This is a genomic window from Mesorhizobium sp. B2-2-3, from assembly GCF_006442405.1.
Lineage (GTDB): Bacteria > Pseudomonadota > Alphaproteobacteria > Rhizobiales > Rhizobiaceae > Mesorhizobium.
Map to the genome: position 1 here is coordinate 1 of NZ_VFWC01000002.1, position 20,202 is coordinate 20,202.

24 protein-coding genes and 1 pseudogene are annotated in these 20,202 nt (G+C 62.2%); 13 read left to right on the top strand and 12 right to left on the bottom strand.

Annotation, left to right across the window (positions count from 1 at the left end):
* The 3 genes and pseudogenes from FJ951_RS03125 to FJ951_RS03130 form a co-directional block, all read left to right on the top strand.
* A pseudogene (locus tag FJ951_RS03125) lies at nt 1-659 on the top strand (EmrB/QacA family drug resistance transporter); the annotation flags it as partial.
* Between the two features lie 101 nt (nt 660-760).
* Nucleotides 761-925: a hypothetical protein gene (locus FJ951_RS28355; protein WP_181165226.1), complete on the top strand. Its 165-nt coding sequence runs from the start codon at nt 761-763 to the stop codon at nt 923-925.
* Between the two features lie 145 nt (nt 926-1,070).
* Nucleotides 1,071-1,514 carry a PPC domain-containing DNA-binding protein gene (locus FJ951_RS03130; protein WP_140513575.1) on the top strand — a complete coding sequence of 148 codons (444 nt, stop codon included), beginning with the start codon at nt 1,071-1,073 and terminating at the stop codon, nt 1,512-1,514.
* Nucleotides 1,515-1,533: 19 nt separating this feature from the next.
* On the opposite strand, the gene FJ951_RS03135 is transcribed toward FJ951_RS03130, so the two are convergent.
* Nucleotides 1,534-2,142, bottom strand: a complete 609-nt coding sequence (locus tag FJ951_RS03135; RefSeq protein WP_140513576.1) for an isochorismatase family cysteine hydrolase — start codon at nt 2,140-2,142, stop codon at nt 1,534-1,536.
* 238 nt (nt 2,143-2,380) lie between these two features.
* On the opposite strand from FJ951_RS03135, the gene FJ951_RS03140 reads away from it, so the two are divergent.
* Genes FJ951_RS03140 through FJ951_RS03150 form a run of 3 tightly spaced genes read left to right on the top strand, consistent with a single transcriptional unit; the run spans nt 2,381 to nt 4,235 of the window.
* Nucleotides 2,381-2,797, top strand: a complete 417-nt coding sequence (locus tag FJ951_RS03140; protein WP_140513577.1) for a GFA family protein — start codon at nt 2,381-2,383, stop codon at nt 2,795-2,797.
* Nucleotides 2,749-3,804, top strand: coding sequence for an ATP-dependent DNA ligase (locus tag FJ951_RS03145; RefSeq protein ID WP_140513920.1), 1,056 nt, complete (start codon nt 2,749-2,751; stop codon nt 3,802-3,804). The genes FJ951_RS03140 and FJ951_RS03145 overlap by 49 nt, the downstream gene beginning before the upstream one ends.
* 14 nt (nt 3,805-3,818) lie before the next feature.
* The gene (locus tag FJ951_RS03150; protein ID WP_140513578.1) at nt 3,819-4,235 is read left to right on the top strand and encodes an HD domain-containing protein; all 417 of its coding nucleotides are present in this window, start codon (nt 3,819-3,821) and stop codon (nt 4,233-4,235) included.
* Nucleotides 4,236-4,312: 77 nt separating this feature from the next.
* Here FJ951_RS03150 and FJ951_RS03155 read toward each other — a convergent pair whose 3' ends face one another.
* Entirely contained in the window at nt 4,313-4,651 is a 339-nt protein-coding gene (locus tag FJ951_RS03155; RefSeq protein ID WP_318012459.1) for a DUF427 domain-containing protein, read from the bottom strand.
* Nucleotides 4,652-5,014: 363 nt separating this feature from the next.
* Here FJ951_RS03155 and FJ951_RS03160 point away from each other — a divergent pair, with 363 nt between their 5' ends.
* Nucleotides 5,015-5,296, top strand: coding sequence for a hypothetical protein (locus FJ951_RS03160; protein WP_140513579.1), 282 nt, complete (start codon nt 5,015-5,017; stop codon nt 5,294-5,296).
* A gap of 94 nt (nt 5,297-5,390) precedes the next feature.
* Here FJ951_RS03160 and FJ951_RS03165 read toward each other — a convergent pair whose 3' ends face one another.
* On the bottom strand, nt 5,391-6,008 hold the full coding sequence (locus FJ951_RS03165) for an NAD(P)H-dependent oxidoreductase (RefSeq protein ID WP_140513580.1): 618 nt from the start codon (nt 6,006-6,008) through the stop codon (nt 5,391-5,393).
* 151 nt (nt 6,009-6,159) lie between these two features.
* Here FJ951_RS03165 and FJ951_RS03170 point away from each other — a divergent pair, with 151 nt between their 5' ends.
* The 3 genes from FJ951_RS03170 to FJ951_RS03180 all read left to right on the top strand — a co-directional run bounded on the left by FJ951_RS03170 (nt 6,160) and on the right by FJ951_RS03180 (nt 8,690).
* Nucleotides 6,160-6,873: an MgtC/SapB family protein gene (locus FJ951_RS03170; RefSeq protein WP_181171972.1), complete on the top strand. Its 714-nt coding sequence runs from the start codon at nt 6,160-6,162 to the stop codon at nt 6,871-6,873.
* A gap of 162 nt (nt 6,874-7,035) precedes the next feature.
* Nucleotides 7,036-7,422 carry a hypothetical protein gene (locus tag FJ951_RS03175; RefSeq protein ID WP_140513581.1) on the top strand — a complete coding sequence of 129 codons (387 nt, stop codon included), beginning with the start codon at nt 7,036-7,038 and terminating at the stop codon, nt 7,420-7,422.
* A gap of 77 nt (nt 7,423-7,499) precedes the next feature.
* The gene (locus FJ951_RS03180) at nt 7,500-8,690 is read left to right on the top strand and encodes an NADH-quinone oxidoreductase subunit D (RefSeq protein WP_140513582.1); all 1,191 of its coding nucleotides are present in this window, start codon (nt 7,500-7,502) and stop codon (nt 8,688-8,690) included.
* Between the two features lie 54 nt (nt 8,691-8,744).
* On the opposite strand, the gene FJ951_RS03185 is transcribed toward FJ951_RS03180, so the two are convergent.
* Nucleotides 8,745-9,182 carry a CBS domain-containing protein gene (locus tag FJ951_RS03185; RefSeq protein ID WP_140496149.1) on the bottom strand — a complete coding sequence of 146 codons (438 nt, stop codon included), beginning with the start codon at nt 9,180-9,182 and terminating at the stop codon, nt 8,745-8,747.
* A gap of 121 nt (nt 9,183-9,303) precedes the next feature.
* The gene (locus FJ951_RS03190; protein WP_140496150.1) at nt 9,304-9,477 is read right to left on the bottom strand and encodes a hypothetical protein; all 174 of its coding nucleotides are present in this window, start codon (nt 9,475-9,477) and stop codon (nt 9,304-9,306) included.
* A 202-nt stretch (nt 9,478-9,679) separates the two neighbouring features.
* On the opposite strand from FJ951_RS03190, the gene FJ951_RS03195 reads away from it, so the two are divergent.
* Nucleotides 9,680-9,865, top strand: coding sequence for a hypothetical protein (locus FJ951_RS03195; RefSeq protein WP_140496151.1), 186 nt, complete (start codon nt 9,680-9,682; stop codon nt 9,863-9,865).
* Nucleotides 9,866-9,889: 24 nt separating this feature from the next.
* Here FJ951_RS03195 and FJ951_RS03200 read toward each other — a convergent pair whose 3' ends face one another.
* Both FJ951_RS03200 and FJ951_RS03205 read right to left on the bottom strand, forming a co-directional pair.
* A complete protein-coding gene (locus FJ951_RS03200; protein WP_140496152.1) occupies nt 9,890-10,639 on the bottom strand; it encodes a metallophosphoesterase in 750 nt (249 codons plus the stop codon).
* Nucleotides 10,632-11,441 carry a nucleotidyltransferase family protein gene (locus tag FJ951_RS03205; RefSeq protein WP_140496153.1) on the bottom strand — a complete coding sequence of 270 codons (810 nt, stop codon included), beginning with the start codon at nt 11,439-11,441 and terminating at the stop codon, nt 10,632-10,634. Before FJ951_RS03205 ends, FJ951_RS03200 begins: the two co-directional genes overlap by 8 nt.
* Nucleotides 11,442-11,710: 269 nt before the next feature.
* Between FJ951_RS03205 and FJ951_RS03210 the strand changes: the two genes are divergently transcribed.
* Nucleotides 11,711-13,414 (top strand): HAD family hydrolase, encoded by a 1,704-nt coding sequence (locus tag FJ951_RS03210; protein WP_140496154.1) that lies wholly within the window; start codon nt 11,711-11,713, stop codon nt 13,412-13,414.
* A 99-nt stretch (nt 13,415-13,513) separates the two neighbouring features.
* On the opposite strand, the gene FJ951_RS03215 is transcribed toward FJ951_RS03210, so the two are convergent.
* The 5 genes from FJ951_RS03215 to FJ951_RS03235 all read right to left on the bottom strand — a co-directional run bounded on the left by FJ951_RS03215 (nt 13,514) and on the right by FJ951_RS03235 (nt 19,379).
* Nucleotides 13,514-13,711 carry a hypothetical protein gene (locus tag FJ951_RS03215; protein WP_140496155.1) on the bottom strand — a complete coding sequence of 66 codons (198 nt, stop codon included), beginning with the start codon at nt 13,709-13,711 and terminating at the stop codon, nt 13,514-13,516.
* Between the two features lie 173 nt (nt 13,712-13,884).
* On the bottom strand, nt 13,885-15,231 hold the full coding sequence (locus FJ951_RS03220; protein WP_140496156.1) for a sorbosone dehydrogenase family protein: 1,347 nt from the start codon (nt 15,229-15,231) through the stop codon (nt 13,885-13,887).
* Nucleotides 15,218-15,676 carry a DUF2231 domain-containing protein gene (locus tag FJ951_RS03225; protein WP_140496157.1) on the bottom strand — a complete coding sequence of 153 codons (459 nt, stop codon included), beginning with the start codon at nt 15,674-15,676 and terminating at the stop codon, nt 15,218-15,220. The genes FJ951_RS03220 and FJ951_RS03225 overlap by 14 nt, the downstream gene beginning before the upstream one ends.
* A 106-nt stretch (nt 15,677-15,782) precedes the next feature.
* Nucleotides 15,783-16,964 (bottom strand): acetate/propionate family kinase, encoded by a 1,182-nt coding sequence (locus tag FJ951_RS03230; protein WP_140513583.1) that lies wholly within the window; start codon nt 16,962-16,964, stop codon nt 15,783-15,785.
* A 27-nt stretch (nt 16,965-16,991) separates the two neighbouring features.
* The gene (locus FJ951_RS03235) at nt 16,992-19,379 is read right to left on the bottom strand and encodes a phosphoketolase family protein (protein WP_140513922.1); all 2,388 of its coding nucleotides are present in this window, start codon (nt 19,377-19,379) and stop codon (nt 16,992-16,994) included.
* A 164-nt stretch (nt 19,380-19,543) separates the two neighbouring features.
* Between FJ951_RS03235 and FJ951_RS03240 the strand changes: the two genes are divergently transcribed.
* Nucleotides 19,544-20,146 carry an alpha-ketoglutarate-dependent dioxygenase AlkB gene (locus FJ951_RS03240; RefSeq protein WP_140513584.1) on the top strand — a complete coding sequence of 201 codons (603 nt, stop codon included), beginning with the start codon at nt 19,544-19,546 and terminating at the stop codon, nt 20,144-20,146.
* The last annotated feature ends 56 nt before the right edge of the window (nt 20,147-20,202 follow it).

Consider the following 20,202-nt stretch of genomic DNA (forward strand, 5'->3'; position numbering starts at 1 on the left):
CCACCTTCGACTACACCGCGACGCTTTCGGGGCTTTCGATGATGCCCGGCGGCATCGCCATGCTGATGCTGATGCCGATTTCCGGCTTCGCCTCCGGTTTCGTCCAGCCGAAATACCTGATCATGATCGGCATGTCGGCGGTTGCCGTCGGATTGTGGCATCTGACCTCACTGTCGCCGGATGCCGGTTTCAGCTATTTCACCTATGCCCGCATTTTCATCACGGTAGGGCTTCCCTTCCTGTTCATCCCCATTTCGACGGCCGCCTATGTCGGCCTGCCGCCGCAAAAGACCAACCAGGCCTCGGCGCTGATCAATGTCGCCCGCAATATCGGCGGCAGCGTCGGCGTATCGCTCTCCAACACCGTCGTGGCGCAGAACGCACAACTGCATCAGACCCATCTGATCGGCAACACGGCGCAGTCCTCGCCTGTCTATCAGCAGATGCTTCGGCGCATGACTGACTATTTCGTCGCTCAGGGCTCGCCCGCGGTCGAGGCGAAAGTCCAGGCGGTCGGCTGGATTGGCCAGACGATAGGCCGGCAGGCGACGCTTCTGGCTTACGTGGACTTGTTTCGCTACTCCGCGTTCGCGACCGCCCTGCTCGTGCCGCTCGCACTTTTGCTGCGCTCTCCCAAGTCGAGTTCCTCCGCGAAATAGCTTCTACCGAGGCAGGCGCTCCTTCGAGCAAGGCAGTTTCATGGAACCGGGCGGCGCTTGTCTGGTTACGTCCCATGACACGGAAAAAAGGAGACAGACCGATGGCCAAGGAAAAGATCCGGCCACAAGACGAAGATCGCGAAGCCGTGCATCTGGCCGAAACGACCGACGTCTCGCCCAAGCAGGCGAAAGATCTCATCCGCAAGCACGACAACGACAGGAAAGAGGTGAAAAAGGAAGCCAAGAACTTCAAGGCTGAGGGGTAGGCGTTCGGGCGGATACTGCCGGTCGCTTCGACGCCGCGCGCCTGCCGCAATATGGAACCGGGACGCGAACGGTTCGTTCGAATAAGTGGGCCGGCCTGAAAATTCACCGCCAAGGTTTCTGCACCTTGGCCACAGGACAACGGCAATGAAATCGAAACTGGTTTCGAAAGTCGCGGGACAGAGGACCTTCGTGGTGGTGCTCGAGCCTGGCGAAGAGGCGATTGGCGTGCTCACTGCCTTTGCCAGCGAAGAACAGATCGACGGCGCATCGCTGACCGCGCTCGGCGCGTTCGAGCGAGCAGCGGTCGGTTGGTTCGATTTCGAGGCAAAGGACTATCGCAAGATACCGGTCAACGAGCAGTGCGAGGTTCTCAGCGCGATCGGCGACATTGCCCTGGGCGATGACGGCAAGCCCAGCCTCCACCTGCATGCCGTGCTCGGACTGAGCGACGGAGCGACGCGGGGCGGACATCTGCTGGGCGGCGTCGTGCGACCGACCCTGGAGGTCACACTGGTCGAGTCCCCCGCTCATCTGCGCCGCAGGAAACACGCCGATCTCGGCATCGCCTTGATCGACCTGAGCGCCTGACCTGGACATTGCTTCGAGATCAGGTCCAGTTGGAAAGAACCGTCTCCATCTCGACCGTTTCGACCTGCTGCGCGAACCGCTGATGATAGACGGTCATCAGCGCGTCGTGTGTTGCATCCGAAGAGCTGCACAGGGCATCCGTCACCAGAACGACGCGGTAGCCGATATCGATCGCGCCAAGCACTGTCGCCAGAACGCAGACGTCGGTCTCGCCGCCGGTGATGACGAGAGTGTCGATCCGGCGGGATGAAAGCAGCGTGTGCAGATGCCCTTCGGGCCACGGTGAGTAGATGTGCTTGTCGACAACGATCGCCGGCGGGCAGCATGCCGCCAGCGGCGGCAGGAGTTCGATCATCTCCTCGCCGATCCTGTCGATGGTCATCGATGCCCAGCGTTCATAGTACCGCTTCCAGGTGCCGGCGCCCTGCCCCGGGCGTCGCGCCGGAAGGAAGCGAGTGAAGATCGTTTGTGAAGGATATCTTTCGGCAAGGCTGACGATCCGGGGAAGGACACGGGTGATCCAGGGTGTCGCCCACTCCGACGGCTCGGCGAACAGCCGCTGCATGTCGACACACAGATGGGCACAATGATCGCCCAGAGGTCCATATGCCAGACCCGGAGCCGACATCAGCAGCGACCCGCTTTGTCGTCTTCGGCGTCGAGCCGGCACAAGGCGGCCAGGGACGGATACCTGAACGCACATGCCAGCCGCATAGGGGTTCCGTTCAAGTCGACATCCTTGCGCTAGTCCCCAGTTTCTCGAGTGCCGACCAAACGCGAGGCAGCGAAACTCGTTCCCCTCGGGCTTTCGGAAACCACATCATCGGTGGAACGTTGACCAGCATCGAGGTTCGAGAGATCGGCCAATGGTCGCGCAGCAAGAAATGAGAGAACGAACCGGGGGGTGCCTGTGCGGCAACGTCCGCTATCGCACCATCTCCAGGCCGCGCGCTCACTATTGCCACTGCGACATGTGCCGACGCTCGACCGGCAGTGCGTTTGCAGTCCTGGCGTGGGTACCATCGGCCAGCTTGCAATGGCTTTCCAACAAGCCTTTCGGCCGCAGGTCATCACCCATCGCACAAAGAAGCTTCTGCCGCGACTGCGGATCGCCCATCGCGTTGGCCTACGATGCATCGCCGGATGAGATCGCCCTGCATGTCGGAACCTTCGACGATCCCGCCGATCTCGAGCCAGGCTACAATTACGGATCCGCGCAACGGCTCGGATGGACATGCTGCGGTGTGGACCTGCCGCACCACGACGCCGAAGAGCGGTGGTAGAGGCCGTGGCCGCTGCTTTTCCGCTGCCTTTGGATACCCGCCCCATGGAGGCCAAGGCGGCCGACGCACTGCCGGGCGACGACGGTCTCTGGCAGTATGAGCCGAAGTGGGACGGATTCCGCTGCCTGGCCTTCAAAGGCGCCGCAAGCGTCGATCTCAGGGCCAAGTCCGGCAAGCCGCTCGGCCGGTATTTTCCGGAAATAACGACACTGTTGCGCGATCTCGATACCCAGTCTTTCGTTCTCGACGGCGAGATAGTCATCGAGGTGAATGGCGATCCCTCCTTCGAGGCCTTGCAGATGCGGCTTCACCCTGCCGAAAGCAGGATTCGCATGCTGAGCGCGCAAACCCCGGCCCATCTCGTTCTGTTTGATATTCTCGCCGATCCGGACGGCGGGATCATGCTCGACAAGAGCTTGACGGAACGACGGGCCGCGATCGAGCGCTTCGTCACGAGGTCGGGCGTTTCCTCGTTGCGGTTGTCGCCGCGCACCACCGACGTGACCACCGCCAGGCGCTGGCTGGGCGAGGCCGGCCACGGCTCCACCGATGGAGTTGTCGCCAAACTGCTGACGGACCCTTATCGGCCGGGCGAGCGCACCATGATCAAGGTGAAGCGGCTGCGCACCGCGGACTGTGTCGTCGGCGGGTTCCGCTACCTGACGGGCAGCAGCCAGGTCGGATCCCTGCTGCTCGGACTCTATGACGACCACGGCAAGCTCGACCATGTCGGGTTTACGTCGACGATCGGCAAGGACGACAGGGCAGAAATTACCGCGAAGCTCGAGAACCTGAGAGGCGGACCCGGCTTTACCGGCAAGGCTCCCGGCGGACCGAGCCGCTGGAGCACCGAACGCAGCGGGGAGTGGGAGCCCGTGCGGCCGGAGCTGGTGGTCGAAGTCCGTTTCGATCATGTCACCGGCAATCGGTTTCGCCATGGAACGAAACTGCTGCGATGGCGGCCGGACAAGGCGCCGCGGCAATGCCGCTTTGAACAGATCCAATGAAGAAAGGGCTGGCAATGAGCATGCTCTACCGGGCGGCCAAGATTGCCGAGGACGCGCATCGATCGCAGACCGACAAGACCGGGCAACCCTATATCGAACACTGCAGGCGCGTGGTCGACACGGTCGAAACCCTTGACCAGAAGATCGTGGCATATCTGCATGACGTCCTCGAAAAAGGGGAGGGCTGGACAAGGACGAGGCTGAAATCCGCAGGCTTTGGTCCCTCGATTGTCGCCGCAGTCGATGCACTGACGAAGAGGCCTGGCGAGAACGAAATCGCTTTCGTGCGCCGGGCTGCGTCAAATCCCCTGGCGCGGCCGGTCAAGCGTGCCGATCTGGCCGACAACCTGTGGCAAGCGCGGCGGGCCGGGATTCCCCTCGCGAAATTTGAAGAGGGCCTGCGCATTCTCGACGAAGACCGCGCAGCGTGAAGGCGACCTGGGCCCGGTGTCATCGCACGACAACCCAATGGAATCGGTTCCCTTGGATAAATCCTGCCGCTGCCCTGCTATTCCACTATGTGAGGCGTGTGGCGCTCGTCTTCAGCGGGATCGGCGTCTATGCGAGCCTTGCCGGGATCGAAGGCGGCGTGGCGAGCAAGCACCCGGACAGGCGCCTCGGGCTCTTCATACGCCCACATGAAATCATCCGCCGATCCGCCAACGGCATGCACGCGCCAATAGCTCGCAGTGCCTTTTGGCGATATCGAGGTGGTATCGGTTTTCTCGAGCAGGTCGAAATAGATGTCCTGGAACGGGATGTAGAACACAGGATCCCTCCCCGTTTCCTGGACCTGCAGCGCATGTTCGGTGGAGGCGATGATGGCGTCGGAGAATCTGACAGTCACCGTTCCATGGAAAGGCTGAATATGGAGATTGTTTCCCGACGGTGATCGGGGCTCGGCTGAAGGGTTCATTTGAGTGTCTCTGAGATTTCCAATCGGTAAAGTTCAAGGGCGGTCTCAAAGGCAAAACGAGGTAATGCGGGATTGGTTGCGCGAATGCGGCGGCTACCCCGCGATGCTGCATCCCAGGCCCAAGGCGGAACACCAACCGATCCCGCTGAGAGGAACAACGGGCCGGGTCGGCGGTTATCCGCTAGCCTTTCCGATTCCACGATCCATCAGGATAGCCGAGTTCTGGCGGCGGAAAGAGACGCAACTGGCGACAAAGGGGCCACATGAGGCACCCGTTCATATCGGAGACATGAGATGGAACCGCGCAAGAAGCAACGATCCGAACAACGGGACGAAACTGAAGCCCCGGCAATCCAGCAGGCGGACTGGGATGCAATCAAGGGCGGCAGGGTTCTTCCAGACAAGGTGTCCGACAACGTCGACGCCGTCGTCGACGTCGAGAAGGAAGGCGACCTGCCGGAGGAGGACGATGACAACGCCTACCAGAACAGCGACGAGGCATTGCCCGACGACGAAGAGGAAGGTGCCATATCGCGCGATCTGGCCAGGCGAGCCGGGCCTTTTGACGAGACGTGACCCCAGGGGCGCCTACACTGATCTGGCGCCCGGCAACCATCGAGTGGCCGAGGGTGTCAGGGCAACGGGCACTCCGTGCGTCACGAAAATCTCTTCACTTTCCGACGCCGGGATACTGCCTTTCCTTCAGCACGCTGGCCAGATGGGCCGCATTCGAAGCCGTCATTTCGATCATCTCGACCACGGCTTCCGGCGTTCCGGGCAGGTCGACATAGTTGACGTCGCCCATAGCCTGCCCAACCCAATACACGCCGCCATTGGCAGGAATCGTGAAGCCGACGTCGTTTAGCGCCTGAAAGCACGCCGCGTGACAGGCGTGAGCGCCGTCTTCATTGCCGACGATCGCCACGATCGCGACCTTGCCGGCGGCCGGCATCCGGCCTTGTTTGTCGGTCTCCGATAGAAACGCATCCATGCGCTCCAGGATGCGCTTGGCGACACTCGACGGCTGGCCGAGCCAGATGGGCAGGCCTAGCACGAAGATGTCGGCGTCGAGGATCTTCCTGCGGAGCTGCGGCCAACCGTCTCCCTCGCCCATGTCCGACAGCACGCCGGGTTTGACGTCATGGTCGAGGGCGCGAACAATCTCGCCGCGCACCCCATGCGGCACCATTGCCGCCAGCAGATCCGCCAGCAGGCGGTCCGTGGACGATTTCTCGGCGTCGTCGGAGGCCTTCAAGGTGCAATTGAGCGCAAAGGCGGTGAGCGGCATGGAAAGATCTCCCGAGTGCGTTCTGTGCCAAACGCACCGGGACGTCGTGGGTTGCCTGAAACCCGACAAGAAGCTTCACCTTCCACCCTTGGGAACCATCGAACGCTCCGCGGTGTTGGAGAACGAGCCCATTGCGTGAGTCGTCCCCGCTATGACCATGCCGCTTCATCCAACCTTGACCGACCTCGCCCTACGCCTGGCTCTTGCTTTTGTTGCCGGCGTGATCATCGGAATGAACAGGGAAGCCCGCGGCCACACCGCCGGGCTCAGAACAACCGTTCTGGTCGGCCTGGCGGCCGCGATAGCGATGATGCAGGCCAATATCCTGCTCGAGGTGGGCGGCAAGGGCCCCGATTCGTTCAGTGTGATGGACGTGCTCCGTTTTCCGCTGGGCGTGCTGACGGGCGTCGGCTTCATTGGCGGCGGAGCCATTCTCCGCCGCGGCGACTTCGTGACAGGTGTCACCACGGCCGCCACCTTGTGGGTCATGACCGCAATCGGCCTCGCCTTCGGCGGCGGGCAACTGGCACTTGGCACAGCGGGGACGGTTTTGACGTTGATAACGCTTCAGGTGCTGAAGCAGGTCGATCTGTGGGTCCCACGAACCCATCATGCGATCCTGGCGATCTCGTCGGCGAACGGCGTTCCGCCTGACCTCGACGCGCTGGTTCAACCGCTGGGCTATCGCTGGCGCTTTCTCGGAATGCAGCACGACATCGAGCGCGGCCGGTTCGTATTCTCCTTCGAGCTGAGCTGGAAACAGCCCGACGCGGCCAAACCCTCCGTCGAGATACTGGCGCGGATCAGTCCGCGCTACGACATCGAACGGTTTGACGCGATCAGCGATAAAGGTCCCCGACCATAGGCAGGGCAGCGATGCGTCCTCGTCCCTGCCTTGGATTCGACCGGAGCCGGAACAAATCCGGACTTCGCGCTTTGAACACGCAACACTGTTCGAGGCGATGGCTTGCTGTCCCTGTCGCGCGTCATCCCGATCGACCCTCCTCGAACAAGGAAGGAAGATATCATGAACAAGGCAATCATCATCCTGGCGGCACTCACTCTGGCTTTGCCTGCCCATGCTCAGTCCCAAAACGCACCCCTTCCCCCGGACGCACCGGCACCGGAAGCCGTGCCAGGTCAGACCGGCCCCGACCAGGGCATCACCGGACAGACATTCACCAACATAGCCATCGTCGCATTGGCGGACTTGCCACCCGACCTCAAGGCCAAGGTCGAGACCGTGGTTGCCCAGACCAGCCAGGAAGACCTTCACGTCCTGCAGCGTTCGGTCAGCGCATCGCCGGAAGCTTCCTCGGTCCTGGCCGCGAATGGACTTGATGCCTCCGAAGTGGTGGCGGCCAACATTGACGGCGACGGCACGCTGACGCTGATCATCCAGACCACGACCTGACGGCGTGGGGCAGAACCCGGTGCTTCGGCGGATGTCCCATTCCCGGTACCAGGCGGCAACGGTCGAAGGAGGGCGTCATGGCTGACGCGACGGTCCGCAATTTCACGATAAACTTCGGGCCGCAGCACCCTGCGGCGCATGGCGTCCTGCGGCTGGTGCTCGAACTCGACGGCGAAGTCGTCGAACGCGTCGATCCGCATATCGGGCTGCTGCATCGAGGCACGGAGAAGTTGATCGAGTACAAGAACTACCTACAGGCCCTGCCCTATTTCGACAGGCTCGACTATGTGGCGCCGATGAATCAGGAGCACGCCTTCTGCCTGGCGGCGGAGAAGCTGCTCGGGATCTCGGTTCCACAGCGCGGCCAGCTCATTCGCGTGCTGTATTGCGAGATCGGCCGGCTGCTGTCCCATCTGCTCAATGTCACCACGCAGGCAATGGATATCGGCGCCCTCACGCCGCCGCTCTGGGGTTTCGCCGAACGCGAGAAACTGATGGTGTTTTATGAACGGGCATCGGGCGCCCGCATGCACGCCAACTATTTCAGGGTCGGCGGCGTACATCAGGATCTTCCCCCGGACCTGTTGGACGATATCTGGGATTTCTGCGACCCGTTCCTCAAGGTCTGCGACAATCTCGAAGAACTGCTCACCGAAAACCGCATCTTCAAGCAACGCAATGTCGACGTCGGCGTCATCGGTCTCGACGATGCCTGGGCTTGGGGGTTTTCGGGCGTAATGGTGCGTGGGTCGGGCGCGGCATGGGATTTGCGCAAGGCGCAGCCTTACGAATCCTACCCGCAGATGGAATTCGATATTCCCATCGGCAAGAACGGCGACTGCTATGACCGCTACCTCGTGCGAATGGAGGAGATGCGCCAGTCGGTCCGGATCATGAGGCAATGTCTTGACAAGCTACGGTCGCCGCAAGGCCAAGGACCGGTCGCAATTCCCAACCGGAAGATCACGCCGCCACGCCGCGCGGAGATGAAACGCTCCATGGAAGCGACCATTCACCATTTCAAGCTTTACACGGAAGGCCATCACGTGCCCGAGGGCGAGGTCTATGCCGCCGTCGAGGCGCCGAAAGGCGAGTTCGGCGTCTATCTGGTTTCGGATGGGGGCAATGTTCCTTACCGGTGCAAGATTCGCGCGCCGTCCTTCGCACATCTGCAGGCGATGGACTATCTGTCCCGGGGGCACATGATCGCCGACGTCTCGGCGATCATCGGCTCCCTCGACATCGTCTTTGGAGAGATCGATCGCTGAACCGCCGTCGCCGCCCGCGGGACGCGGGCAGCGCTCTCGCAATGTCATCGATGGTCAGTGTGCCGTCTGCGAATGCGCGCCGCCTGCCTGTGAGATGCCGTTCAGCGCTTCGCCGGCTCGTGCTGCCTCGCCGTTTTTCGTGAGATCGCCAAGCGAGATGATGCCAACCAGCCGTTTTTCACGGCTGATCACCGGCAGCCGTCTAACCTGAAGGTCCCCCATCTGCTGGAGCACGTCTTCGATCTCCTCGTCGTCGTAACAGTACCTGATCTCGGCACTCATCACTTCGCGTATCCGCGTATCCGGGCCCCTACCCTGGGCGACGCCACGGACGGCGATGTCGCGATCAGTGATCATTCCGACCAGCCGGTCGTCCTCGCCTACGGGCAGAGCGCCGGCATCGAGGCTGGCCATGGCGGCGGCGGCCTCCCGCAGGGTCTGGTCCGGACTGGCGACCTGAACGCCTTGCGTCATGCAGTTGCCAACTTTCATGATGTTCTCCTTTGGTTGAAGCGCCCCTTGCCGTTGCTGCGATGGAAACACGATGGGGGGACAATGGCGCCGGCCCAAGACGTTCCATTGCCACGGGATCGGGATCTCATGCGTCGCACGTTCAGACGACGCGGCTCCCGGCATGCATCGGCGATTCTTCGTTCTCGTCGGGATTGGGCAGAGGCGTCTCGTCCGGGAGTTGTTCCGGATCAGGCTCCTCGATCGGTTCGGGCTTCCAGGTCGGCGCCGGCATCGGCACGTCGCGATTGGGATCTGGTTTTCCTGGGTTTGGCATCGGGATCACCTCCCTTCATTCGGGACGCAACTCCTGGCCGGCGTCATTTGTTCCATCGCCAATTCGCGGTCGCCTCCGGCCTTGCCGCCACGGATCGAGACGGCGCGCTGCCGATCGGATCCGCCGGTCGACTTCAGCCCCGTCTTTCGGAACCGGACGGTTTTCCAATCCGTTGTCTCGGCATCGATCGAGGAGAAAGACGATGGCTGGTGACGAGAGAATTTCCGGCAGCAACTTGCCCCAAGTCGCGGTCGACAGTGAACAGGTCCGGCAACTGGTGGCGACAGCCGATCTGCCGTCCAATCAGGCACGCGAGCTCGTGCGCCGTCACGGCAACGATCCGCACAAGCTCGAAGAACTGGCAAAATCTATCAAAGCGGTAAGCTGACCGTCGGGACGGCGTCCGACTCCGTCAGATTTCAAGCAAGGCATAGGGTCGGCCGGTCGGTTTGGAAACGTGCATGGCGACGTTGTAGACCCTCGCCCCGCCGGGCGTGCGGCCCTCATAGCTTCCCCGATGCGCATGGCCGTGCACGACAGCACTGACCTGGAACCGGTCGATCGTTTCCGCCAGCCGCGACGAGCCCAGAAACGGAAATATCTCCAGGGGTTCGCCGGCGATGGTCTCGACGATCGGAGCGTAGTGCAAAATGACAAGCGTGCGTTTTGCGCGAACCTGGCGCATCGCGTTCTCAAGCCGCATGGCCTCGCTGACGCTCTCGGCGACCATCGACTTGATGGCCGGCTCGCCGAAGGAGCCGAGCATGCGTGAACCGAACCCCCCGACGAACCCTTTCACGCCGACAAAACCGACCTCCTCTATTTCGGTCGTCTGCCCGTCGAGGAGATGGACGCCCGCTTGACGCAGGATTTCCGCGACGTCCTCGACCGCACCGGATTCATAATCATGGTTGCCGAGCACGCCGACCACCGGGATAGAGCAGGCGCGCAGGTCTTCGGCGAGGATCTCGGCTTCGCGGGGCTTGCCCAGATTGGTCAGATCGCCTGGAAGAACGAGGATATCGGCCTCGCGCGACATTTCGCCGAAGAGATCGCGATACGATGTCTGGGCGTCCTCCTTCACATGCAGGTCGCCAACGGCCGCCACCTTGATCGTGGCGGTGCCCTCCATCGCCGGAGCGTCTTCGGTCCGTTCAGCCATCACGAAATTCTCCTGTACCGCCGACGCCGGCGAAGCCCCATTCCTTGACGTCGATTTCGTAATCGGTCTGCGAAAGCAGGCGCCCGCGGCAGATCTTCATTCTGGGGGAAGGCAATTGGCGCTGCTTGGCAAGGCGGTCGAGCAGTTCGTCAAGCAGCCATGTGGGGATGCGGTCGCGCTCGCTCGGATAGATCCATCTGAAACTGAGAATCTGCATCAGCAGCACTTCCCAGTGGACTTCCAGGTAGGAGAGCAGCCTGTGCCAGTCGATCTGGTCCTGCGCCTTGAGGATCGTATGGGCGATGTCCGCCCCGTCATGACGCCCTCGGTCCTGGATGAAGCATTTGGACCATATGAGCTCGGTCGGGCCGACGATCCTCACCCGGCTTCCCAGCAGTTCGGTTTGGCGGGCATGCTCCATCCACTGGTCGCTTACCGGCATCGTTCCATTCGCCGAGGCGAATATGATGTCGAAGAAATGCGTGCCCTTGAAGACCTTTCCAAGCCACCGGTCGTCCTCGATTTCGACCGCGTAGCCGAGCTGCTTGAAATGGGCCAGGATGCGCGAGAAGTCGCCTGCCTTGCAGAAGATATCGAGATCCTTGGTCTGACGGATGACGCCGGTGTAGGCGCTTACCGCATAGGTTCCGGCGACAAGGAAAGGAATGTCGGTGGCGGCGAGTTCGCGAATGGCTTCGGTATAGAACACCTCCGCCTCGGCGTTCTTGAGCGTCGGGGCGGCCTTTGCGTCGATCGCGGGAAGGGATGCCGGAACAGTTCCCGGCAACGGATCGTTGATCATGGCACGCATGGCTCCCACACATCGGCAACCGATTGATCGCCCGCGTTGTTAACAGCGGGAACCCTGCCTGGTTCCGCCATGGTCGCGTTGCGGCCTGAAGGAAATCGGGCGCAACGGGCAAAATTACCCGCGGAGTCCCGGGTTTCAATATGGTTGCATGGGCCGTTTCCCTGCATGGAACCATCGCCATTCGGCATCGTTAGCCCGGACAGCCAAAGCTGCCTTCGGGCGATCGGGGTGTCTGGTTTCAAGCGCAGACGATATCCAGGATGTATGTTCTTGCCCTAGCGACAGACTATGACGGCACGCTCGCCGAAGACGGGGTCGTCTCCGATGCGACCTATGCTGCGCTCGAACGGCTGAAGCAGACGGGCCGCAAGCTGATCATGGTGACCGGCCGCGAGATTGCCGATCTTGAGCGGGTCTTTCCGGCACTCGACATCTTCGACAGGGTGGTCGCCGAAAACGGCGCGTTGATCTATACGCCCGCTTCGAAGAAGGAACGGCTTTTGGCGCCGGCGCCCCCGGCTGAATTCGTCGACCGGCTGAAGCGTCGCGGGGTCGCGCCGCTGTCGGTCGGACGCTGCGTCGTGGCCACTTGGGAACCACAGGAAGCCGCCGTGCTGTCGGAGATCAAGGAGCTTGGACTTGAGCTCGAGATCATCTTCAACAAGGGCGCGGTGATGGTGCTGCCAAGCGGGGTCAACAAGGCCACCGGCCTTGCCTGCGCACTCGAGGAATTGGGGTTTTCCGCCCACAACGTCGTCGGTGTCGGCGATGCCGAGAACGACCATGCATTCCTGCGCGCCGTCGGCTTCGGCGTCGCCGTAGCCAACGCGTTGCCGACCGTCAAGGAGACGGCGGATTTCGTCACAGCCAGCCCTCGAGGTGCCGGCGTGGTGGAACTGATCGAACAGCTCATATCGCGCGATGCCGGCTTCGTGGAGACGGCTCGCCAACATGTGGAAGTGGGAACCGACATATCGGGCGCGCAGGTGCACCTTTCACCGCATGGCGGCGGCGTGCTGCTGGCCGGCACATCCGGCATCGGCAAATCCACGCTTGCCACCGCGTTGACCGAGCGCTTTGTCGAGAAGGGTTTTCAGTTTTGCGTTCTCGACCCCGAAGGCGACTATCAGGAACTCGAGAATGTGGTGGTGGTTGGCGACGCCAAGACCCCGCCGATCTCGCGTGAGGTCTTCGATCTTCTGTCCAAGCCAACCAACAATGTCGCTGTCAACATGCTGGGGCTGAAGACCGCCGAACGGCCCGGCAATTTTGCCAAGCTGCTGCCGGACATGGCTAGCATTCGCGCGCGCACCGGCCGACCGCATTGGCTGATCATCGATGAGGCGCATCATCTTTTGCCCCAGGCCCGTGACGGCGCGTCTTTCGCGCTGCCCAAGAGCCTCCCCGCGACCATCCTGATCACCGTGCACCCCGATCTGGTTTCGCGCGACGTCCTGGCTGGCGTCGAAACCGTCCTGGCGCTTGGACCGGAAGCCGACAAGATCGTCGCAAGCTTCTGTGCCGCCACCGGCATAGACGTTCCCGACGGCGCCGTGCCGCCGCCAAAGGACGAGGTCCTGTTTTGGAACCGATCATCGGGCGAGCCGATCAGGACGGTCAAGGTCGAACGGCCCCGCCAGGTTCGCAAGCGGCACATGCGCAAATATGCCGAGGGCGACCTTGGCGACAACAGCTTCTATTTCCGGGGGCCGGACGGAGCGCTTAACCTGAAAGCGCAGAACCTGATGATGTTCCTTCACATCGCAGAAGGCATCGACGATCGCACCTGGGAACATCACCTGCGCGCCGGCGACTATTCGAAATGGTTCCGCAGCAAGATCAAGGACAAGAACCTCGCCGACGAGGTGGCGGACATAGAAACGGATACCGGCACGGACATGCAGGAGAGCCGCGCGGCCATCGCCGAGGCCATTGGCCGCCGTTACACTGCTCCCGCGGACTGACCTTGAGCCGGGGTAGACACAAGCCCATCCCGATTCCTCGGGATGGACCTTTCTCATGTCATGATACGGAGCGAGCGTCAGCGCGCCTGGCTGAAATGCCTAGCGGTTTTTGTGGCTCTGTTGGCCCGCTCTTACATGTTGTTCGTGCGAGCCGCCCCGCATGTTGGAGCCGTCGCCCTGTTGCCGCTCATTGTTGCCTGCGGCCTGTTGCTGCTGGCGGTTCTTGTTTTCCGTGTTCTTGTGGCTCTGCTGGCCCGCCTTCACATGTTGCTCGTGGCTACCACCTTGATTGGGCATGGTAATTCTCCTTTCAATCCAACTTCGAGACGACGGTCGTCTCCCCCGGAGAATGCAGATTTCGGCGCCGACGTTCCCTCACATAATATTTCGTGACATCCTGCCAAAGGGACGAAGGCGGACCGAGCTTGATGCCGACCGGCGGGAGAGCGACATGCCTGAAGCAGCGATCATCACCCCGAGGGTGTGACGCGCCACACTGTGTTTCCGACATCGTCCGCGATCAGCAGCGCTCCGGTTTTGTCGATGGCAACGCCGACCGGCCGACCACGCGCCTCCTCCTGGTCGTTGAGGAAACCTGTGACGACGTCTTGAGCCATGCCGCTCGGACGGCCACCGCTGAATGGCACGAAGACGACTTTGTAGCCATTCAGCCCGGGACGGTCCCAGCTGCCGTGCTCGCCGACAAAGGCGCCGCCTCGATATGTCTGCGGCAGGCTGGTTCCGGTGTAGAAGGCCATGCCCAGCGGTGCCACATGCGAGCTCAGCGCATAGTCGGGAACGATCGCCTTGGCGACCAGATCGGGGCGCTGCGGCATTACCCGGGGATCGACATGCTGGCCGTAATAGCTGTACGGCCAGCCGTAGAAGCCGCCATCCTTCACCGATGTCATGTAGTCTGGAACCAGATTTGGCCCAAGTTCATCGCGCTCGTTGACGACAGTCCAGAGTGCTCCGGTCTGTGGCTCGAAGCTCAAGCCATTCGGATTGCGCAATCCGGTGGCAAAAATGCGCGATCGCCCGGTGGCCCTGTCCACCTGCCAGATCGCGGCGCGGTCCTTTTCCGCGCCGATGCCGTTTTCGGTAATGTTGCTGTTCGAACCCACCCCGACATAGAGCAACGAACCGTCCGGACTGGCGACGAGGCTTTTGGTCCAATGATGATCGATCGGACCGCCCGGCAATTCCGTCAACCTGACGCCCGGCGCGGTGATCTTGGTGTCGCCTGGCTTGTAGGGGTAGCGCATGATCGCGTCGGTGTTGGCAACGTAGAGGTCGTTTCCCACCAGGGCGACGCCGAAGGGCGAATTCAGGTGATCGAGGAACACATCCCGGACGTCAGGCACGCCGTCGCCATTTCTGTCACGCAGCAAAGTGATGCGGTTGCTCGGTCCCGTATCGCCGCCCGAGGTGACAAGCGATTCGATCAGGCCCATCACGATATCCTTCGGCCGTTTGGCTGGCGGTTCCGGCGGGGCCTTCGATTCGACGACCAGCACATCGCCGTTCGGCAGGATGTAGAGCGAGCGCGGATGCTGAAGCCCGGTCGCCAGCGCATGGATCTGCAGGCCCTGCGCTACCGTCGGCGTTTCGTCCTTCTTCCAACCGACGACGGATGCAAGATGCATCGGCGGGAACAGATATTGCTTTATCTCCGGCAAATTCGGGTTGGGGCCGATCTGAGTGCTTGGGTCGGCGGCGTCGTCGCTGCAGCCCGCGGCGCCGAGCGTGGCAAAGCAAAGGAACGCAAGCCCTGTACCATAAGCGCGTCGCTTGCCGGATCGATCAAACGGTTTCATCGGCCACTCCCACGTGGTGGCGGTAGACAAGGGCCCAGCCCAGCCAGCCGGTAAATATCAGGATGAGTACCACCAGCGCCGACAGGATCAGGCCTGTCGGCAGGACCGAGGTCCAGGCATCACGGGTATGTATGAGCATGTTGAAGAAGGAGAGTATGACCGCCAGCGCATTGCCCAGCATGTGCAGCCACGCAGTTTTATGTGCGCGCACCCGGCGATCGCCCAGGAAGTCGGTGAAGCCGGCAATGGCGGCTAGGACGCCGACGATCACCCCGACCGTCAGCAGCCAGGCGGAGAAATTCGCCCACATCATCTCCGCCGTCCGCCAGTAGTTCAGGTCCGTCAGCAATGCGCCGACGAAGCAGGCGATGGGAATGGGCACGAGCATCGGATGGATGGGATGGCCGGCGATGCTGGCCGTGGAAGCCGGATTCTCCCTTGCCATGAGGAAGTCCTTCCATATCAACTCTTGGTTGGCCCATAAACAATCCCCAAGGCCGGAGGTTCCTGCCTGATGGTCCCGGCGGGTCGCCGCGGACCGAGTTCAGCGGTCAGATCGGCACGGTCGCCAGCTCCTGGCGGGCGATGATCAATTCTTCGTTAGTGGCGATTGCGTAAACATCGACCGCGCTGCCCTCGCCGGTGATCCGCCCTTTTCCCGACCGGTTTGCATTCGCGTCGAGCAACACGTCCAGCCATCGCAGGCGCTCGCAAACCGCTTCACGGATCTGCCAGGAATGCTCTCCGATCCCTCCCGTGAACACCAGCGCCTCGATACCCTGGAGCGTGGCTCCCATCGCCGCGATCTCGCGGGCGATCCGAAACGTGAAGAGATCGATCGCCTCCGCCGCACGAGGATCCTTGCTGCCAAGCAAGGTCCGCACATCTGCCGACACTCCCGAAACGCCGAGCAGGCCGGACTTGTGATAGAGCAAGGTCTCCAACTCTTTCACGGACATGCCGCGCGCCTGCTGAAGGTAGAGAAGCACGCCGGGGTCGATGGCGCCCGGCCGCGTGGCCATCATCAACCCGTCAAGCGCGGTGAACCCCATGGTGGTGTCGAGACTTCTGCCTTCGCGCATGGCGCACAGGCTGCATCCGCTGCCGAGATGCGCGACCACGCAACGCTTGCCCCGGAGTCCGGGCGAAAGCGCCTGCAGCTGGCCTGCGACGAATTCGTAGGAAAGGCCGTGGAAGCCGTAACGGCGGATCCCGCTTTCCTCGAACTCGCGCGGCAGCGCATAGCGGTTGACGGGCGGCTCCAGCGTGCGGTGAAAGGCGGTGTCGAAGCACCCGATCTGGGGCACGCCCGGCAGCAGTTTGGAGATCGCGCGAACCGGCGCCAGGCCGGCTGGCTGGTGGAGCGGTGCCATCGGCGTCAGCGCATCGAGTGCCTCGATGATCTCGTCGGTCAGCACGACCGGAGCCGAAAACCGCTCGCCGCCATGGACGATGCGATGGCCGACGGCGCTCAGCGGAGCCTGCGCAAGATACGGATCGAGGACATCGAACAAGTCCCGCAGGAGAACCTCTACGGGCGGGCTTGCGGGCTTGACGGAGCGTTTGACGATGGATTTGCCCGACGCGTCCTTGGCGACGAGGCTTGGCTCGTCATCCAGGTCTTCGAACGCGCCGCTCACCGTGAGCACCGATCCCTCCTGTGATCCGGCTTCGAACAGGCCGAACTTCAGGCTGGACGAGCCCGCATTGAGGGTGAGTATTGCGCTGGTCACGAGCGGCGCTCCCCGGCGGGCGCGGCCTCAATCATCCGCAGCGCCCGCCCTGTCGCGCCAGGCCCAGTTCCGGATCTCGGGCATGTCCTCGCCATGTTCGCGAACATAGCGCGTGTGCTCGCTCAGGCCGTCGGCAAATCGGGCCCTCGCATCGGCTGCCGTGGCGCTCAGCCCCGGCACCCGGTCGATGGCCTCGATGGCAAGGTGAAAACGGTCCAGTTCGTTGAGCACCGCCATGTCGAAGGGCGTGGTCGTCGTGCCCTCCTCCTTGAAGCCGCGGACGTGGAAGTTGTCGTGATTGGCCCGTTTGTAGGTCAACCGGTGAATGAGATAGGGATAGCCGTGATAGGCGAAGACCACCGGACTGGCGGTCGTGAACAGCCTGTCGAATTCCGCGTCCGCCAGGCCGTGGGGGTGCTGCTCCTTGGGTTGCAGCGCCATCAGGTCCATTACATTGACGACGCGTATCGCGAGATCCGGTATCGCCTGGCGAAGAAGGTCGACAGCCGCGAGCGTCTCCAGCGTCGGCACGTCTCCCGCGCAGGCCATCACCACGTCGGGATCCTCCCCTCCACGCTCGGTTCCCGCCCAATCCCAGATCCCGATGCCGGCCTCGCAATGACGTATGGCGTCGTCCATCGGCAGCCACTGGGAAGCCGGCTGCTTGCCGGCAACGATCACGTTGACCCGATTGTAGGTTCGCAGGCAGTGATCCGTGACCCAGAGCAGCGTATTGGCATCCGGCGGGAAGTAGATGCGCACGATGTCCGCCTTCTTGTTGGCGACGAGATCGACGAAGCCGGGATCCTGGTGGCTGAAACCATTGTGGTCCTGCCTCCACACATGGGAGGTCAACAGATAGTTGAGCGACGCGATCGGCCGCCGCCAGACAAGTTCACGCGAGACCTTCAGCCATTTGGCGTGCTGGTTGAACATGGAATCGACTATGTGGATGAACGCCTCGTAGCATGAGAAGAGGCCGTGCCGGCCGGTCAGCAGGTATCCTTCCAGCCAGCCTTGGCAAAGATGTTCGCTCAGCACCTCCATGACGCGGCCGTCGCGCGCCAGATGCTCGTCATAAGGCTCGATCTTTTCCATCCAGACGCGCTCGGTCGCGTCGAAGACCGCATCCAGCCTGTTGGACGATGTCTCGTCCGGTCCCATGAGCCTGAAATTGCGGGCATCGGCATTCAGCCGTATGACCTCCTCGATGAACGCTCCCATGAGCTTCGTCGCCTCGGCCCTTGCGCCGCCGGGTTTCGGGACCGCGACCCCGAAGTGGCGGAAATCCGGCAATCGCAACTCCTGCTTGAGCATCCCTCCATTGGCATGTGGATTGCTGCCCATGCGCCGCTCGCCATCCGGTGCCAGGGCCTGTAGCTCGTTTCGAAACCTGCCCGCTTCATCGAAAAGCGTCTCGGGCCGGTAGCCGCGCATCCAACTTTCCAAAGCTGCGAGATGGCCTGCATCGTTTCGCGGGTCGGTGATCGGCACCTGATGCGCACGCCAGAAACCCTCGACCTTCTTGCCATCCAGCTCCTTCGGGCCGGTCCAGCCCTTCGGGCTTCTCAGCACGATCATCGGCCAGCGGGGACGATGATCCATTCTGCCGGTCTCGCGCGCTTCCTTCTGGATTTCATCGATCCGATCGAAGACAGTATCGAGCGTTTCGGCCATCAGCCGGTGCATCACCCGGGGTTCGTCGCCTTCGACGAAAAAAGGCTCATAGCCATATCCAGCCAGCAGGCTTCGCAACTCCTGCGCCTCGATCCGGGCGAGCACCGTCGGATTCGCGATCTTGTAGCCGTTGAGATGAAGGATCGGCAGGACAGCCCCGTCCTGGACCGGATTGAGGAATTTGTTCGAATGCCAGGAGGCTGCCAGCGCGCCCGTTTCCGCCTCGCCGTCGCCGATCACGCAGGCCACGACGAGGTCCGGGTTGTCGAACGCGGCGCCATAGGCGTGAGCCAGCGCATAGCCGAGTTCGCCGCCCTCATGGATCGATCCCGGCGTTTCCGCGGCGGCATGGCTCGGGATGCCGCCCGGAAAGGAGAATTGGCGAAAGAGCTTGCGCAACCCATCCTCGTCGCGACTGACCTCGGGATAGATTTCGCTGTAGGTCCCTTCGAGATAGGTATTGGCGACCATCCCCGGTCCACCATGGCCTGGGCCGCAAATGTAGATTACGTCGGCATCACGCTGCCTGATGATGCGATTGAGATGGACGTAGATGAAATTCAGCCCAGGCGTGGTCCCCCAGTGGCCAAGCAGGCGAGGTTTGATGTGCTCCGGCCGCAACGGCTCCTTCAGCAGCGGGTTGTCGATCAGATAGATCTGTCCGACCGACAGAAAATTCGCCGCCCGCCAATAACGGTCGATAAGATCGAGCTCTCCTTGTTCAGGCCGGCTACGCATTGCCCGCACGAGTTTCTCCTTGGCAAAGCTGGTTGAAATACGATGCGTCCCGCCCGCATTGAATAATCCGACAGCGAAGTCGAGGTTCCCATGAAATGCGAGCCGCACCACGCGGCCGGCCGGGTAAATCTTGCCTCAGCCGCGGATTTCACCATCTAAGGGCGATGCCATCGCCCGGATCCAGCAATCCCACGGACCCTCGCCAGGACGACCTCTTTGGTGCGCCCGACAGCTTGCCGGAAGGATTTCGTTACCGGCCCGAACTGATCGCGCTGGCGCAGGAAGCTGAACTGGTGCGGGAGCTCGAGAGCCTGCCCTTCCAGCCATTCGATTTCCACGGCTATCTCGCCAATAGGCGCGTGGCAGGCTTCGGCCTGCGCTACGACTATGAGCGGCGCCAGGTGATGGAGGCGCCGCCCATACCAGGTTTCTTGCTGCCCTTGAGGGACAAGGTAGCCGGCTTTGCCGGCCTGCCTGCCACCAATTTCGTGCAGGTCCTGATCAACGAATATCGACCGGGCGCCGGCATCGGATGGCATCGCGACAAGCCGCACTTCGGCATTGTCGCCGGAGTGTCGCTGTTGGCTGCGTGCAGTTTCCGCCTGCGCCGCAGGAACGGTGCGAAATGGGACCGCGAAACCGTCACGGTCGAGCCGAGATCCGCATATCTGATGGCGGGCGCCTCGCGGACCGAGTGGGAGCACAGCATACCGCCGGTGAAAGAGCATCGCTATTCGATCACGTTGCGGACGCTCCGGCCGTTGTGATTGTCGGACAGCGACTGCGACAGCCGGTGCAGCATCTCGCGTGAACTGCCGAAGCG